Origin of the sequence: Actinoplanes sp. NPDC051494, from assembly GCF_044454705.1 — a bacterium.
Taxonomy (GTDB): domain Bacteria; phylum Actinomycetota; class Actinomycetes; order Mycobacteriales; family Micromonosporaceae; genus Actinoplanes.
Window position 1 is genome coordinate 1005467 of sequence record NZ_JBITDZ010000001.1, and the last position, 16262, is coordinate 1021728.

The 16262-nt window shown below is 72.1% G+C and carries 13 protein-coding genes and 1 pseudogene; 5 read left to right on the forward strand and 9 right to left on the reverse strand.

Features of this window, described 5'->3' with window-relative positions; genetic code table 11:
• Window positions 1-637: 637 nt before the first annotated feature.
• From ligA to ACIA6A_RS04700, 6 genes and pseudogenes are all read right to left on the reverse strand, one after another.
• A pseudogene (ligA, locus tag ACIA6A_RS04675) lies at window positions 638-2749 on the reverse strand (NAD-dependent DNA ligase LigA); the annotation flags it as partial.
• A 189-nt stretch (window positions 2750-2938) separates the two neighbouring features.
• Window positions 2939-3937: a methionine synthase gene (locus ACIA6A_RS04680; protein WP_396096008.1), complete on the reverse strand. Its 999-nt coding sequence runs from the start codon at window positions 3935-3937 to the stop codon at window positions 2939-2941.
• On the reverse strand, window positions 3930-5030 hold the full coding sequence (gene mnmA / locus ACIA6A_RS04685) for a tRNA 2-thiouridine(34) synthase MnmA (RefSeq protein WP_396096009.1): 1101 nt from the start codon (window positions 5028-5030) through the stop codon (window positions 3930-3932). The genes ACIA6A_RS04680 and mnmA overlap by 8 nt, the downstream gene beginning before the upstream one ends.
• A 9-nt stretch (window positions 5031-5039) precedes the next feature.
• Window positions 5040-6227 carry a cysteine desulfurase family protein gene (locus ACIA6A_RS04690; protein ID WP_396096010.1) on the reverse strand — a complete coding sequence of 396 codons (1188 nt, stop codon included), beginning with the start codon at window positions 6225-6227 and terminating at the stop codon, window positions 5040-5042.
• 285 nt (window positions 6228-6512) lie between these two features.
• Complete coding sequence (locus ACIA6A_RS04695) at window positions 6513-7472, reverse strand: electron transfer flavoprotein subunit alpha/FixB family protein (RefSeq protein WP_396096011.1); 960 nt, start codon at window positions 7470-7472, stop codon at window positions 6513-6515.
• A 12-nt stretch (window positions 7473-7484) separates the two neighbouring features.
• Complete coding sequence (locus ACIA6A_RS04700) at window positions 7485-8264, reverse strand: electron transfer flavoprotein subunit beta/FixA family protein (protein WP_396096012.1); 780 nt, start codon at window positions 8262-8264, stop codon at window positions 7485-7487.
• A gap of 195 nt (window positions 8265-8459) precedes the next feature.
• On the opposite strand from ACIA6A_RS04700, the gene ACIA6A_RS04705 reads away from it, so the two are divergent.
• From ACIA6A_RS04705 to ACIA6A_RS04715, 3 genes are read left to right on the forward strand one after another with little or no spacing between them, the layout of a single operon-like run.
• Window positions 8460-8885, forward strand: coding sequence for a YidH family protein (locus ACIA6A_RS04705; protein ID WP_396096013.1), 426 nt, complete (start codon window positions 8460-8462; stop codon window positions 8883-8885).
• A complete protein-coding gene (locus ACIA6A_RS04710; RefSeq protein WP_396096014.1) occupies window positions 8882-9208 on the forward strand; it encodes a DUF202 domain-containing protein in 327 nt (108 codons plus the stop codon). The genes ACIA6A_RS04705 and ACIA6A_RS04710 overlap by 4 nt, the downstream gene beginning before the upstream one ends.
• 39 nt (window positions 9209-9247) lie before the next feature.
• On the forward strand, window positions 9248-9583 hold the full coding sequence (locus tag ACIA6A_RS04715) for a PLD nuclease N-terminal domain-containing protein (RefSeq protein WP_396096015.1): 336 nt from the start codon (window positions 9248-9250) through the stop codon (window positions 9581-9583).
• Between the two features lie 3 nt (window positions 9584-9586).
• Here ACIA6A_RS04715 and ACIA6A_RS04720 read toward each other — a convergent pair whose 3' ends face one another.
• The 3 genes from ACIA6A_RS04720 to ACIA6A_RS04730 form a co-directional block, all read right to left on the reverse strand.
• Entirely contained in the window at window positions 9587-11209 is a 1623-nt protein-coding gene (locus ACIA6A_RS04720) for an acetolactate synthase (protein WP_396096016.1), read from the reverse strand.
• 43 nt (window positions 11210-11252) lie between these two features.
• Window positions 11253-13001, reverse strand: coding sequence for an Hsp70 family protein (locus tag ACIA6A_RS04725; protein WP_396096017.1), 1749 nt, complete (start codon window positions 12999-13001; stop codon window positions 11253-11255).
• A gap of 1521 nt (window positions 13002-14522) precedes the next feature.
• A complete protein-coding gene (locus tag ACIA6A_RS04730) occupies window positions 14523-15296 on the reverse strand; it encodes an enoyl-CoA hydratase/isomerase family protein (RefSeq protein ID WP_396096018.1) in 774 nt (257 codons plus the stop codon).
• Between the two features lie 90 nt (window positions 15297-15386).
• On the opposite strand from ACIA6A_RS04730, the gene ACIA6A_RS04735 reads away from it, so the two are divergent.
• Window positions 15387-15863, forward strand: a complete 477-nt coding sequence (locus tag ACIA6A_RS04735) for a DUF6232 family protein (RefSeq protein WP_396096019.1) — start codon at window positions 15387-15389, stop codon at window positions 15861-15863.
• Window positions 15863-16219, forward strand: a complete 357-nt coding sequence (locus ACIA6A_RS04740) for a MauE/DoxX family redox-associated membrane protein (RefSeq protein ID WP_396096020.1) — start codon at window positions 15863-15865, stop codon at window positions 16217-16219. The genes ACIA6A_RS04735 and ACIA6A_RS04740 overlap by 1 nt, the downstream gene beginning before the upstream one ends.
• Window positions 16220-16262 lie beyond the last annotated feature (43 nt).

The following is a 16262-nucleotide window of genomic DNA, read 5'->3' on the forward strand; positions in this document are numbered from 1 at the left end:
CACCATAGATCCACATAGACAAAACGACGCGAAACGGCTTCGGCGTTATCAAAACGCCACATCTCCTACCACGAGCAACACCGGAAAGATCACCCTTTGGAGGCCTCGGCGATCTCACCCTGGTCACTCCCCCGAGGCCGGCCCCGCGAACGCCAACCCCCGCAGACACCACCTTGGGACGCCGACCTTGGGATGCCGGCCCCTGGGACGCCGAGCTCAATGGGCGAGGCACCGCGGGCGAGGCACCGCGGGCGAGGCACCGCGAGCCAGGCACCGCGAGCCAGGCACCGCGAGCCAGGCACCGGAAGGCAGGGCTCGAAGGGCGAGGCACAGGAGATGCCAGCTCGGTGGACGCCAGCGCAGGGGATGTGGGCTCGGGCGGACGGGCTCAGGGGCCGGGCGGCTCCGCGGCGGACGAGCTCGACGCGGTGGACGGCTCCGGAGAGGACGAACTCGCCGGGGCGGACGAGTCAACGGCGGACGGGTCAGCGGCAGCGGGCGAGTCGGCAGCAGCAGCGGGCGAGGCCGAGGCAGCGGCAGCGGCGGCGGCGGCGGCGGCGGGCGAGTCAGCGGCGGCAACAAGCGCGGCAGCGGCAGCGGGCGGATCGGGGGTGGGGTCGGAGGTGGAGTCGGGGCCGATCTCGGCGACCTCCCGGGCCGCTTCCGGGCCTTCGGCCAGGAGGGTGGCGAAGCCGGCTTCGTCCAGGACCGGGACCTTGAGGGTCAGAGCCTTGTCGTATTTGCTGCCGGGGTTGTCGCCGACCACGACGAAGGCGGTCTTCTTCGAGACCGAGCCGCTCACCTTGCCGCCTCGGGAAGTCACCGCTTCGGTTGCCGCGTCCCGGGAGTGGGTGGCCAGCGTGCCGGTCACCACCAAGGTCAGGCCGGCCAGCGGGCGGGGGCCGTCCTCGGTGCGCTCGTCTTCCATCTGGACGCCGGCCGCTCGCCATTTGGTGATGATGTCGCGGTGCCAGTCGACGGCGAACCATTCGCGGAGGCTCTCGGCGATGGTCGGGCCTACGCCCTCTACGGCGGACAGGTCCTCGGTGCGGCCTTCGGTGACCGCGGCCTCGATGGCTGTCATGGAGCCGAACTCCCGGGCCAGGGCCTGGGCGGCCGTGGGGCCGACGTGGCGGATGGAGAGGGCGACCAGGACGCGCCACAGCGGGCGGCGGCGGGCCTCGATGAGGTTGTCGAGGAGTTTGGTCGCGTTGGTGCCGAGGCTGCCGTCCTTGTTGACGAAGAACGGGGAGCGGCGCAGGTCGTCCTCGGTGAGGCCGAACAGGTCGCCCTCGTCGGTGATCGCTCCGGAGTCGAGCAGGGCCTGACCGGCCTTGTAGCCGAGCACCTCGATGTCGAACGCGCCGCGCCCGGACAGGTGGAACACGCGTTCGCGCAGCTGGGCCGGGCAGGAGCGGGTGTTGGGGCACCGGATATCGATGTCGCTCTCCTTGGCGGGAGCGAGCGGGGTGCCACAGGCCGGGCACTCGGTCGGCATCACGAACGGGTGGGCGTCGGCGGGGCGCAGGTCCATGACCGGACCGAGCACCTCGGGGATCACGTCGCCGGCCTTGCGCAGCACGACGGTGTCGCCGATCCAGACGCCCTTGCGTTCGACCTCGCGCGCGTTGTGCAGGGTGGCGAGGGCGACCGTGGAGCCCGCGACGCGGACCGGTTCCAGGACCGCGAACGGGGTGACCCGGCCGGTGCGCCCGACGTTGACCTCGACGTTGAGCAGTTTGGTGGTGACCTCCTCGGGCGGGTACTTGAACGCGATGGCCCAGCGGGGCGCGCGACTGGTGGAGCCGAGCCGGCCCTGGATGGCCACCGGGTCGACCTTGATGACCACGCCGTCGATCTCGTGCTCGACGTCGTGCCGGTGCTCGGCGTAATACGCGAGGTAGTCGCGGACGCCGGCCATGGTGTCGACGAGTTTCCACCGGGAGCTGGTGGGCAGGCCCCATGCTTCGAGGGCCTCGTAGGCGTGCGACTGGGAGTCCGGCGTGAAGCCCTTGCGGGCGCCGATGCCGTGTACGACCATCCGCAGGCCCCGGGACGCGGTGATCCGGGGGTCCTTCTGCCGCAGGCTGCCGGCGGCGGCGTTGCGCGGGTTGGCGAACGGCGCCTTGCCCTGCTCGACCAGCGTCGCGTTGAGGTCGGCGAACGCGGACACCGGGAAGTAGATCTCGCCGCGCACCTCGAGCAGCTCCGGCGGGTTGTCGCCGGCGAGCCGCTCGGGGATCTCGCGGATCGTGCGCACGTTGGGCGTCACGTCCTCACCGGTGCGCCCGTCGCCCCGGGTCGCGCCGCGGATCAGCCGGCCGTGCTCGTACGTCAGGTTGATCGCCAGGCCGTCGACCTTGAGCTCGCAGATGAACCCGGTCGGGCCGCCGGCGTCGCGCTCGGTGCGCTCGGCCCACGCGGCCAGCTCGTCCTCGTCGAACACGTTGTCGAGCGACATCATCCGCTCGGCGTGCTCGACCGGGGTGAACAGCGTGGAGAACGTGCCGCCGACGTTCTGGGTCGGCGAGTCGGGGGTGCGCAGTGCCGGGAACTGCGCCTCGAGGGCTTCCAGCTCGCGCAGCAGCCGGTCGAAGTCGGCGTCGGGGATCGTCGGCGAGTCGAGCACGTAGTAGCGGTACTGGTGACCGCGGAGCTCGTCGCTCAGCTCGGCGTGCCGGGTGCTGGCCGCCGGGGTCGGCTCCGCGCCGGCGACCGCGACCTGCTCGGCGGTCGGCTGACCGACCACGAGTTCGTCGCCTGTTTCGGAATGCTTCTCGCCCACCGTGACCTCCGAGTTCCGTCTTCAAGAGGCACGGTAGTCCCACCCACCGACAAAACCGGGAATCACCGGACGAGGTAGAAGGGATGGCCGGCCGGGTCCGCGTACACCCGGAGGTCATTGCCCCGCCGTCCAGGCGTTTCGCCCGGATGCACCCTAGACTTCAGCCAGTCGGCGGGCGGCGTCGCGGCAGGCCTTGAGCACCGCGCGCACGTACACCGGCGACGCTCCGGCCAGGCCGCACGCGGGGGTCACCACGACCTGCTCGGTCAGGCGCCGGGGCGGGAAGCCGAGTTTGCTCCACAGTGCGCGTACCCGATCGGCGGTTTCGGCGGACGACGGGCCGCGGGTGCCGGCAATCGGGCGGGTGGGCACCGCGCCGGCGAACAGGCCGAGCCCGGCCTCGATGGCCTCACCCAGCGGGTCGAGGTCCTTGAGCAGGGAGAGGTCGAGCGAGACGGCCACGGCCTGAGCGTCCCGGACCACCTGCAGCGGCAGGCCCGGCGCGCAGCAGTGCACGATGATCGGCGCGTCCACGGTCTCGGCGATCTCCCGCAGCGCGGTCGCCGCGCCGGGCCCGTCGACGGCCTTGTAGGCGCCGAGGCCGCTCTCGGTCGGCACGCGTCCGGCGAGGACCGTCGGCAGCGACGGCTCGTCGAGCTGCAGCAGGATCGTCGCCTTGGGGAGGCGTTTGCGCACGTCGAGGACGTGGCGGCGGAGGCCTTCGGCGAGCGAGCCGGTCAGGTCCCGGACCGCGCCGGGGTCGCGCAGCATCCGGCCGCCGATCGGCAGCTCGAGGCTCGCGGCGAGTGTCCACGGACCGGCCGACTGGATCTTCACCGGGCCGGTGTAGCGCTCGCCCTGCTCGGTGAGCTGGTCGAGGTCGCGTTCCAGCAGGTCGGCGGTGTGCCGCTGGTCCCTGCCGGGGCGCGGGGCGATCTGCCAGCGGCCGGCGTAGAGCTGCACCGGCAGGTCGGCGAGGAACCCGGCGGAACGCCCGATCATGTCGGCGCCGGGTCCGCGGGCGGGCAGCTCGGCGAGGTGCGGCAGCTCCGGCAGCTCGCCGAAGACGAGGCGCTGGGCCTCCGCGATGTCGGTGCCGGGCAGCGACCCGGCACCGGTGGACGAACCGGCCGACCAGGGGAAGTCAGGCACCGGACACCAGGGCGGGTGCGGCGAGGGAGCCCGCCGCGATGGTGGCCGAACCCAGCACGATGTCGCCGGCCGGGTCGCGCTGGTAGGCCACGATCGCCTGACCGGCCGCGACGCCACGGGCGGGGGTGTGCAGCCGGGCCGTCAGACCGTCGTCGCCGAGCGTCACGTCGGCGCGCACCACCTCGCCGTGGGCGCGCAGCTGCACGTCGCACTCGACCGGAGTGGGGCCGCCGTGCCAGATCGGCCGGGTCGAGGTCACCGTGTCGACGGCGAGGTCCTCGCGCGGGCCGACGGTGACCGTGTTGGTGACCGGCGTGATGGAGAGCACGTAGCGGGGGCGGCCGTCCGGCGCCGGAACCCGCAGGTCGAGGCCCTTGCGCTGGCCGATCGTGTAGGAATACGCGCCCTGGTGCTGGCCCAGCACCGCGCCGGTGCGGCCGTCCACGATGTCCCCGGGGGTCTCACCCAGCCGCTCGGCGAGGAAACCGCGGGTGTCACCGTCGGCGATGAAGCAGATGTCGTTGGAGTCCGGCTTGTCCGCGACGGCCAGGCCACGCTCGGCCGCCTCCGCCCGGACCTGCGCCTTGGTGGCGTCGCCGAGCGGGAACATCGACCGGTCCAGCTGGGCGCGGGTGAGCACGGCCAGCACGTACGACTGGTCCTTGGCGAGGTCGACGCTGCGGCGCAGCAGCCCGTCCGCCCCGAGCCGGGCGTGGTGGCCGGTGACCACCGCGTCGAAGCCCAGCGCGATCGCCCGGTCCAGCACCGCCTCGAACTTGATCTTCTCGTTGCAGCGCAGGCAGGGGTTGGGCGTGCGGCCGGCGGCATACTCGTTGACGAAGTCGTCGACGACGCTCTCGTGGAACTGCTCGGCCATGTCCCACACATAGAACGGGATGCCGATCACATCGGCGGCCCGGCGGGCGTCCCGGGAATCCTCGAGGGTGCAGCACCCCCGCGCGCCGGTCCGATAGGTCTGAGGGTTTCGCGACAGCGCCAGGTGCACACCGGTCACGTCGTGCCCGGCGGCGTGGGCGCGCGCGGCGGCAACGGCGGAGTCGACCCCGCCCGACATAGCTGCTAGCACTCGCACCGGGCAAGCCTAGCTCTCGCTGTTGCGGGTCGTTTTCCAGGCGGCGGCCCGGCGGGACCGCTCGACCGCGCCCGGCAGCACGGCCATCACCTGATCGATCTCCTCCGCTGTCGAGGTGTGACCCAGCGTGAACCGCAGCGACGAGCGGGCCCGGTCGTCATCGGCGCCCATCGCGATCAGCACGTGTGACGGCTGGGCCACCCCGGCGGAGCAGGCGGAACCCGTGGAGCAGGCGATGCCCTGGGCGTCGAGGAGCAGCAGCAGCGCGTCGCCCTCGCAGCCCGGGAACGAGAAGTGCGCGTTGCCGGGCAGGCGGTGCACCGGGTCGCCGTTGTAGATCGCGTCCGGGATCGCCGCCCGGACCCGGGTGACGAGGTCGTCGCGCAGGGCCGAGACCCGGGCCGAATACTCCTGCTGGGTCTTGACCGCGGCCTCGACCGCGACCGCGAACGCCACCACACCTGGGGTGTCGAGGGTGCCGGAGCGCACATCGCGCTCCTGGCCACCGCCGTGCAGCAGCGGGGTGGCCGCGATGTCACGGCCGAGCAGCAGGGCCCCGACGCCGACCGGGCCGCCGAGCTTGTGGCCGGTGACCGTGAGCGCCGACGCGCCGCTGGCGGCGAAATCGACCGGGACCTGGCCGACCGCCTGCACGGCGTCGGTGTGGAACGGGATGCCGGCGGCGGCGGCCAGCGCGGCGAGCTCGGCGATCGGCTGCACCGTGCCGACTTCGTTGTTGGCCCACTGCACGCTGATCACGGTGAGCTCGTCGCCGTGCTCGGCGAGGACGGCGGCCAGCGTCGCCGGATCGACCCGGCAGGCCGCGTCGACGTCCAGCCAGTCGAGGCCGGCCGACTCGTGCGCGCCCAGCCAGTCGACCGCGTCCAGCACCGCGTGGTGCTCGACCGCGGAGGCGGCGATCCGGGTCCGGCGGGCGTCGGCGTCCCGGCGGGCGAAGAAGATGCCCTTGGTGGCCAGGTTGTCGCTCTCGGTGCCGCCACTGGTGAAGATCACCTCGGACGGCCGGGCACCGAGCACCGCGGCGATCCGCTCGCGGGACTCTTCGACCAGCCGGCGGGCACTGCGGCCGGCCGCGTGCAGGGACGACGGATTGCCGATTGCCCGAGCCGCGGCCACATAGGCGTCGAGCGACTCGGGAAGCATCGGCGTGGTCGCCGCGTGATCCAGGTAGGCCATCGCCCTCAGCTTATGCCTTGAGGCGTCAACCAACGCGTGCCGTCCGTCTCGCGAGAAGCGGCACGACCGAGCCGGGAGATCAAAATCATGCCGACTCGGGTCCGCGGTGGTCCGAGACGTCGCTCCCGCCAGAGACCGGGGCCGGGCGGCCAGGCGCCGCGGGCGGCCCCTGAACGGCCACCCGACCCCTGCCACCTGGGTAAATGGCTGGGCTCAGGGCAAGAACCGGAAAAAGCACACGGCCCGGCCCCCACGACGAGCGCGCGGGCCGGGTCGTGCCGAACGTCACTTCCGCTTGCGGATCTCCTCGTTGGCCTGCGGGACGACCTTGAACAGGTCGCCGACCACGCCGTAGTCCGCCAGCTCGAAGATCGGCGCCTCGGCGTCCTTGTTGACCGCGACGATGGTCTTCGAGGTCTGCATGCCGGCCCGGTGCTGGATCGCGCCGGAGATGCCCAGCGCCACGTACAGCTGCGGGGAGACCGTCTTGCCGGTCTGACCGACCTGGAACTGGTGCGGGTAGTAGCCGGAGTCGACGGCCGCGCGGGACGCACCCACGGCACCGCCGAGCAGATCGGCGACCTCCTCGACCAGCTTGAAGTTGTCGGCGTTGCCGACGCCGCGGCCACCGGAGACGACGACCGACGCCTCGGTGAGCTCGGGACGGGCGCCCTTCTGCTCGGCGAACCGCTCGACGACCCTGGTGAGCTTGTCGGCGTCGGTGGCCACGACCGTCAGCTGCTCGACCTCGGGGGTCGCGGGGGCCGGGGCCGGGGTGACCGAGTTGGGGCGCACGGTGATGATCGGCAGGCCGCGGGTGACCTTGGACTTGACGATGCCCGAGCCGGCGAAGACGACCTGGGTCGCGGTGCCGTCGGCGGCCACGTCGACCGCGTCGGTGAGCAGCCCGTTGTCCAGCTTGACGGCGAGCCGCCCGGCGATCTCCTTGCCCTCCTGGGTGGAGGCCAGCAGCACCGCGGCGGGCTGGAGCCGCTTGACCAGCTCGGCGACGGCGGTGGCCTTGGGCGCCACGAGGTAGCCGTCGACCTCCTCGCCCTCACCCGCGTAGATCTTGGTGGCGCCGTACTCACCGAGCTTCCCGGAGAGCTCCGCGGCGGCACCCGCACCACCCAGCACGACAGCCGACACGTCGCCCAGACCGCGGGCGATCGTCAGCATCTCCAGCGTGACCTTCTTGACGCCGGCGGCCTTCGAGGCCTCGACGACGACCAGTACTTCAGCCATGGTGGGCCCCTCTCAGACGAACTTCTCGGTGACGAGGAACTCGACGAGCTTGGTGCCGCCGTCGCCCTCGTCGATGACCTTGGTGCCGGCGCTGCGCGGGGGGCGCGCCGAGAACTCGACGACCGCGGAGCTCGCACCCGCGGCGCCCACCTCGTCGGCGGAGACGCCCAGGTCGGCGAGCGACAGGGTCTGCACCGGCTTCTTCTTGGCCGCCATGATGCCCTTGAAGGACGGGTAGCGCGGCTCGTTGATGGTGTCCCAGACGCTGACGACGGCGGGGGTGGCCGCGGTGACGACCTCGTAGCCCTCGTCGGTCTGCCGCTCGGCGGTCAGCTGCGACCCCTCCACGGTGAGCTTGCGCGCGCCGGTCAGCGCGGCGACGCCCAGCCGCTCGGCGATCATGTGCGGCATGACCTGGACCCGGCCGTCGGTCGACTCCGCACCGCAGAGCACCAGGTCGGCGCTGAGCGTGCCGAGCGCGGCGGCGAGCACCTTGGAGGTCGCGACGGCGCAGGAGCCGTGCAGCGCGTCGTCCTGGACGTGCACAGCCTTGTCCGGGCCCATGGAGAGCGCCTTGCGGATGGACTCCGTGGCCCGCTCGGGACCCATCGTCAGGATGGTGACCTCGCCACCGTGCGCCTCTTTGATCTTCAGCGCTTCCTCGATGGCGTACTCGTCCATCTCGTTGATGACGTTGTTCGCCGAGCCCCGCTCGACGGTGTTGTCGCTCGCGCTCAGGGTGCGCTCAGCACCGGAGTCGGGCACCTGCTTGACCAGTACGACGATGTTCATCGCGCTTCGACGACCCTCCTGGATATGTCCCCTGTATGGACGCAAGCCTGCAGCCGTGTTTCACGTTTCCTACCAGATGTTACCCACGGGTAGCTTATGAGTCTGCGGGCCCGTGAGTGACACACCTCACCCCTCGGGAGGCGAGTCCCCGTCCATCCTCCCCCACCGCCCGCACCGGCCGGGCCCCGAGGCGGCATGGTGCCCGCCCCGGCCTTCTTGACCTCCACGGTCAATAATCAATCCGTGCTCGACCAGTGGTTCAACCCGCAGAAGACCCCGGTGGTCGGCGAGAAGCCCGACTACCGCTTCTCGCTGGCCAACGAACGTACGTTCCTGGCCTGGATCCGGACCGCGCTGGCCCTGCTCGCCGGCGGGCTGGCCTGCGCCCAGTTCCTGCCCCCGCTGCCGATCGCCCACCTGCGCGAGATCATCGCGGTGGCGATGATCCTGCTCGGCGGCGTCGTGGCGATCCGGGCGGTCGACCACTGGGCCCGTACCGAAAAAGCCATGCGTCTCGGCACCGACCTGCCCCGGTCCCGCTTCCCCGCGATCCTCGCCCTCGTCGTCGCGGCCGGCGCGATCCTGCTGGTCATCGCAGTGTTGATCAAGGCCCTGCAGTGAGCGACGTCATGCCGGTCGACGTCGAGCGTGATCCGGGGGCCGCCGCGGAGCGCACCCGGCTCGCCTGGCGCCGCACCGGGCTGTCCGCGACCGTCGTCGGGTTGCTGATGGTCCGGCCGGCGTTCGCCCCGGATGCCCGGCCCGCGATTATTTTCACAGCGGCGCTCGCCATGGCCGGCTGGACATTGCTCATCGCGCTCGCCTATCGCCGGGCCGGCGGACTGAACGCCTGGCCACCGCACCCGGGGCGGCGCGCGGTGAGCGGCTACGCGCTGATCGTCGCCGGGCTCGCCGCGCTCGGCTGCGCGCTTGTCATGCTCTGATCGTCGCCGATCGCCGAGACGCGCGGCATCATTGGCCTCATGGTTCGGGTGTTCGTCTTCCTGGCTGCGGTGCAGCTCGTCCTCCTGGTGCTCGCGCTCATCGGCGTCCTGTCGGCCGATCGGGTCCGATCCATGCCCCGTGCCGTGTGGGTCCTCGCGATCCTCTTCGTCCCGCTGCTGGGTCCGGCCGGCTACTTCCTCTGGGGGCGCCCGCTGCCCCCGCCGCACGAGGCGGTCCGCCGGCCCCCGCGCCGCCCCTCCTCGCCCGACGACGACCCGGAATTCCTGCGCTCGGTCGACAGCGAGCAGTCCCGCCGCGACCGTGAGCTGCTCGCCCAGTGGGAACGCGACCTCGACAAGAACGACGAGGGCTGACCCTCAGGCGAGGTTGGACGAGCGGGGATAGGCGTCGGCCGGATCGGTCAGCACGTTGACCAGGTACGGAACGCCGGCGTCGAACGCCCGGGCCAGCGCCGGGCCGAGGTCGCCCGGCTTCTCCACGGTCTCGCCCGCCCCGCCCAGCGCCTGCACCACCGCGTCGTAGCGCAGGCCCGGCTGCAGATCGGCGGCGACGTCGTAGCCGTACATCGCCCGCATCGGGTGCTTCTCGAGGCCCCAGATGCCGTTGTTGCCGACCACGATCACCACCGGCAGGTTCTGCCGCACCAGCGACTCCGCGTCCATCAGCGAGAACCCGGCGGCGCCGTCGCCCATCAGGACACAGATCTGCCGGTCCGGGTACGTGACCCGGGCGCCCATCGCGTAGCCCATGCCGGTGCCGAGGCAGCCGTACGGTCCCGGGTCCAGCCACGTGCCGGGCCGGGCCGGCTCGAGGTAGCGACCGGCGTAGGAGACAAAATCCCCACCGTCGCCGATCGTCACGGCGTCCGGCGCGAGAATCCGGCGCAGTTCCCCGTACACCCGGGCGGGTTTGATCGGATCGGACTCCGCCGCCATGGCCTCGCCGTCGCGGGCCCGGCCGGCGTCCTCGGCCGCGCGCAGCCCGGCCACCCACCCGGCGTGATCGGTGCGCCTGCCGGTGTGATTCGCCAGCGCGGCCAGGATGAGCCGCAGGTCACCGGCGGGCGAGACGGCGGGCTGGACATGGGTGGCCCGCCGGTCCGGCGCGTCCACGATGTGGATCACCTGCGCCGGGTCGAACTCGCCGAAAGCGAGCCGGAAGTCGAGCGGCGTGCCGATCACCGCGATCACGTCGGCCTCGCTGAACGCCGGCCGGCGGGCCTTCGCGAAACCGAGCGGGTGACCCGGCGGCAGCGCGCCCCGGCCCATGCCGTTGGTGAAGACCGGCACCTGCAGCGCCTCGGCCGCCGCCCGCAGCTCGGCGATCGCGTCACCGGCCCACACGTCGGAGCCCGCGATGAGCACCGGCCGCTCGGCGGTCGCGAGCAGCGTGGCGGCCCGGGCCACCTCCTCCGGATCAGCCTCGGTCACCGGGATCGCGGCCGCGGTGGGCGCCGGCGCGTCGTCGCTGGAGAACAGCACCTCGAGCGGCAGGTCCAGGAACGCCGGGCCGCGGTGCGCGGTCAGGGCGGCGGTCAGCGCGGCACCGACCTGCGCCGGGATCGACGCGGTGTCGGCGACCGTGGCGGCGTACTTCGTGACCGGCGCGACCAGCGGGACGTGGTCGATCTCCTGCAGGCTGCCCGCGCCCCAGCGGAACGCCGGCGCGCGGCCGCCGAGCACCAGCACCGGTGAGGCGTTGAAGAACGCGCTGGTCAGCCCGGAGATACCGTTGGTCACCCCGGGGCCGGCGGTGAGCACGGCCAGGCCGGGACGGCGCTGCAGCTTGGCGACCGCCTCGGCGGCGAAGACCGCGGACTGCTCGTGGCGCACGTCGTAGATCGGGAACCCGGTCCGGTGCGCGGCGTCGTACAGCGGGAACACGTGCCCACCGGACAGCGTGAACATCTCGCCGACCCCGTAGGCCCGCAGCGCCGCCAGCGCCAGCTCCCCGCCGTGCCCCTCGATCATGTCCGCCATGGTCACTCCCGTCGATCGGCCCTCCCCCGCACGCTACCGCCGATCAACCCACCAGACGACGAAGGTCTTCGATGAGATAGCTCAGGCTCGACTCGAAGTCGACCCCGGAGGTGAGGCTGTACGCGAGGAGCAGCGTGACGATCGGCACCGCGGCGAGCACGATGAGGCTGAGCAGGATCTGGATGGCCCGTACGCCGCGACTGGTGCGCTTCTTCGGTTTCGGCGCGATCGGGCCGGTCGCGGCTTTCCTGGCCTGACCGGCGGCCACCAGCCCGGCCCGGGGCGCGGGATTCGGGAACGGCCCGGTCGCCGGCAGGTCGGCCCGGCCCAGCTCGGCCCGGCCCAGGTCAGCCCGGCCCAGGTCAGCCCGGCCCAGGTCAGCCCGGCCCAGGTCAGCCCGGCCCAGGTCAGCCCGACCCAGGCCCGCCGGGGCCCGCACGGTCGCATCGGCCGGGGACCCGGCACGCGCCGCCCCGGTCCTGGTCGCCGGGGAGATCGGGGCGGCAACCGTGGCGTCCGGGTCCGGCTCCCAATGATGATCCGCGTCCGGCCACGGGTCGACCGCCGGCGGCATGCCCTGCCCGGTCAGCTCACGGCGGGACTGCGGCACCGTCTCCATGTCGTCGATCGAGACCCGCTCGGCCAACTCGTCCCGGGACAGCAGGCGCATCTCCGAGGTCGGCCCCGGCGCGGCCGGCTCACTGGCCAGCAACGCGGCGCCGGCGAGCACACTGCCCTCGGCGACCACCAGCTCAGGCTGCTCGATCACCACCGGCGCCTCACCCAGCGACCGGTGCAGCAACGTGCTCACCAGCGGGATCCGGCTCGCGCCACCCACCAGGAACACCCCGGCCAGCCGGCCGGCCGGCAGATCCGCCCAGGTCAGCAGATCCCGGGTGACCTGCACGGTCTGGTCCAGGATCGGCCGGGCCAGCTTCTCCAGCTCATCCCGGGTCACATGCATCTCGACATCGAGCAACGGGATCATCACGTCGGCGCTCTGCGACCGGGAAAGCCGCTCCTTGGCGATCCGGACGTCGTCCCACAACTGCCGCTGCGCCCGCCGGTCCTCCAGCGTCACCGGCGCGGCCAGCCGGGCCCAGGCCTGTGGATCCCGCTCGGCACAGAGCCGCCCCAGGTGCTCGACGATCGCCGCGTCGATGTCCAGGCCCCCGAGATCGTCCCGCCCGTCGACGGCGAGCACCTCGAACCCCTCGGCGGTCCGCGCGACCACGCTGGCGTCGAACGTGCCGGCCCCGAAATCATGGACCATGACCACCGACCCGATGGGTACGTCGCGACCCAGCACCTCGGCGAAGTAGGTGGCCGCGGCAACCGGCTCGGCCACCAGCCGGACCCGTTCCAGCCCGGCCCGCCCGGCGGCCTCGGCGAGCAGCCCCCGCCGGGTCGCACCCCACGTCGCGGGGCAGGTCAGAGTCACCTCGGGCCGCACCGGCCCGACCGCCCGGTGCCATTCCTCGACCACCCGCACCAGCACGGCGGCCACAAGATCGACAACCGGGACCTCACGCTCCCCGAGCAGCACGGACCCATCGTCGATCCGGCGCTTGGGATTAGGCTCGAACCGGGCCGGGTCACGCCGCGCGCTGTGCACGGCATCCCGCCCGATGAGCAGCGTCCCGTCCGGCTCGGCGTAGACAGCCGAAGGCAGCAGAGGCGACCCGTCAACAAGAATCGGCCGGACGCGGCCGTCAGGCCATCGCGCCACGGCAACCGTGTTCGAGGTGCCGAAGTCGACACCGAGCGAGTGCCGACCCTGGTCGATGGACATGCGCGCCAGTGTAGGGGGTAGCGCACACGACTTGATCAGCCCCGCGCCCCGTCCCGGACCGGTCCCCCATCGCCCCGGCCGGTCCAGGTCTTTCTCACACCCGGGCGGGTCGGCGGCGGCAGCGCGTCACACCAGGCCCTCCCACCCCTTCAGGCCTCCGCTGCTCCCGACGGCCGCCTTGTGTCGAGATTATAGAACGAACGTTCTTTCTTGGTGGGTGGGGCGAGATCATCGCGTTAGCGGCATCCTTCATTAAGCCCAAACCGCAACCCGCAACCCGTCGCCGAGCCGACTGCGCGAGCAAGGCGAGAGGGCGCGCCCAGGCCAGGCTGGAGGCGCGCCCAGGCCAGGCTGGAGGCGCGCCCAGGCCAGGTCGGAGGCAGGCACACAGAGACGCCCAAACGAGCAGGCGGGCGGACAGACCGAGCCGACTGCGCGGGCAGGGTGTGCGGCACTCAGACACGACGAGCGGGCACACAGGCGGGTTGAGCGGACGCGCAGGCAGGCGAACAGTGGGTCGGCTACGCCGGGCGCCAGATCAGGGTGCCGGTGTTGGTTCGGAGGCAGCGGACCTTGCGGCCGGAGGCGGCTCGGGCGGTTTGGCCTGGGTGGTCGCAGGAGGCGCCGGCATTTGGTGGGTGATCACCGCGCGGGGGCAGCCGGATCGGGGCCGGTGGGTGCCCGGGCGGACCGTTTGGCGACGTCGGGGGTGGGGGCACCGTCGGCATGTGGGTGGCCTGTGGGGATTTCGCCGGGGCTGGATCTGCGGGCTGGACCGGGGGAACAGCTGGGCGGACCGTGGCGCCGCCGGGACGGGGGCCGTCCTGACCCTGGGATGGTGCGCGGTCCCTGTCGGTGGGGATTCCGCGATCTTGTTCACCTTGTTCTTGGGCGTGGGAGTCACGACCGTCCGCGCCTTCCCGCCCACCACCAGGGGCAGCGCCGCCCTGATCACCGCGACCGGGCCTATCACCGCCGGGCCCATCACCGCCGAGATAACCGCTAGCTGAACCGCTGCCGCCGGGACCACTCCCACCCGGACCGCCGCTGCCACCCGGACCATCGCCGCCCGGACCACTGCCGCCCGGACCACCACTGCCTGGACCACCACTGCCTGGACCACCACTGCCTGGACCACCACTGCCTGGACCACCGCTGCCGGGACCACCGCTGCCGGGACCACGGCCGCCTGGACCGCCGTTGCCCGGACCATCGTCACCCGGGCCACTGCTGCCTGGACCACCACTGCCCGGGTCATGGCGGTCACCGGTGGGGTCTTGGCTGGTCAGGGTGGTGGGGACGGGGTCGGCCAGGGCGGGTGCGGCCACCGTTCGGTCGTGGCCGGCCGCGAAGGTGACCAGGCCGATTATCGCGCAGAGCAGCGCCTGGCCGGTCAGCAACGCGACCGCGATGGTTGTGGTTCGTCGTACCGATGTCGCGCCCACCCGAGGCATCGTCACAGAGAGGAACTTTATGGCAACGGATCGATATCCGCGAGATCCTCGGGTGGGTGGCTCCGGGTCATTGTCCGGTGAAGGTGGGCTTTCGCTTTTCGACGAACGCCTTGGTGCCTTCCGTACGGTCGTCCGTGGCGAACAGGCTGGCGAAGAGGTGGCTCTCCAGGGCCAGACCCGAGGCCAGGTCCGTGTCCAGGCCGCCGTCGATCGCCTGTTTGGCCGCTCGCAGGGCCAGCGCCGGGCCGGTCAGATAGGGGCGCAGCAGGTCGGCCGCGGTCTCGTACACGTCGGCGGCGGGGGCGATGCGGTCGGCGAGACCGATTCTCAGCGCTTCCTCGGCGTCGATCATGCGGCCGGAGAAGATGAGGTCCTTGGCTCGGGCCGGGCCGACGAGTCTGGCCAGGCGCTGGGTGCCGCCGGCGCCCGGGATGAGGCCGAGTTTGATCTCCGGCTGACCCAGTTTGGCATCCTCCGCGACGACCCGCCAGTCGCAGGCCAGGGCCAGTTCGCAGCCGCCTCCGAGGGCGTATCCGGTGATCGCCGCGACCACCGGCTTGGGAATCCTGGCGACCGCGTCGAACGCGCTGGACAGGGCTCCCGCGCGTACCGTCATCTCCTGGAACGTCGTGGTCGTGAACTCCGTTATGTCCGCTCCGGCCGCGAACACCTTCTCCCCGCCGTACACGATGACGGCACGGACCTCGGGTGATGCGGCCGCGGCCTGCGCGGCCTGCCGGAGTTCCTCCTGGACCTGGCTGTTGAGCGCGTTCATCGGGGGCCGGCGCAGCCGGATGGTGCCGATGCCGTCCTTGGTCTCCAGTTCCACGAACTCACCCACGTGAACCTCCCGGATCGATCCGCAACGTCCTCGACAGGGTAAGGCGTGCACGGCGGGGTAAGTAGCATGGAACGGGAGGGGAGGACAGTCATGATCACCTATTACCGGGATCCGGACGTGCTGGTCACGTCGGACGGGATCCGGATGGGCGGCCGCGACTACCGGCTCGACGATCTTGCCCGGGTCTGGCACACCAGGGGCCGGCGGCAGTGGTCCTCGGTGGCCGGCCGGGGCGCCCTGGCCGTCGCCATGATCATGCCGTTGGTGGTCGGTGCGATCGCGGTGTCGATCGCCGTGCTGCTCGACGCCTCCTCCGTCACCACCATCGCCCTGGCCGGCGGTGGCATCCTCGTCGGGCTCGCCGCCGTGCCGCTCGCCGACGTGCTGCTCGAGGTGGTCGACCGCTCCTACGACCGGGGCAGTCACCGGCTCGAGATCTGGGCGGACGTACGCGGCGCCGGGGTTCTGCTGCTGAGCACGCGGAACAGGCAGCGTTTCGGCCAGATCTACCGGGCGTTGCAGCGCGCCCTCGACCACGATTCCGTGCCCCGGGGAGGCTCCTCCTGATGAGATCCGCGCTCTCGCTCGCCGGCGTTCTGGCCACCAGCGGCGTCCTGCATTTCGCCCAGCCGCGCCCGTTCGACCGGATCGTGCCGCGCTCGCTGCCGGGCCGCCCCCGCACATGGACCTACCTCAGCGGTGCCGCCGAGCTCGCGGTCGCCGTCGCGGTGGCGGTGCCGCGCACCCGGCGGCTCGGTGGGCTGGCCGCGGCGGGGCTGTTCGCGGCGGTCTTCCCGGCGAACGTCAAGATGGCCGTGGCCTGGCGGCATGCGACACCGGGCCGGCGAGCGATCGCGTACGGCCGGTTGCCGCTCCAGATTCCCCTGGTGATGTGGGGACTGCGCGTGGCGAAAAACCGGTAACCGGGCATCACGAAGGCCATCAGAGATGGCCCGGCAGAGCTGA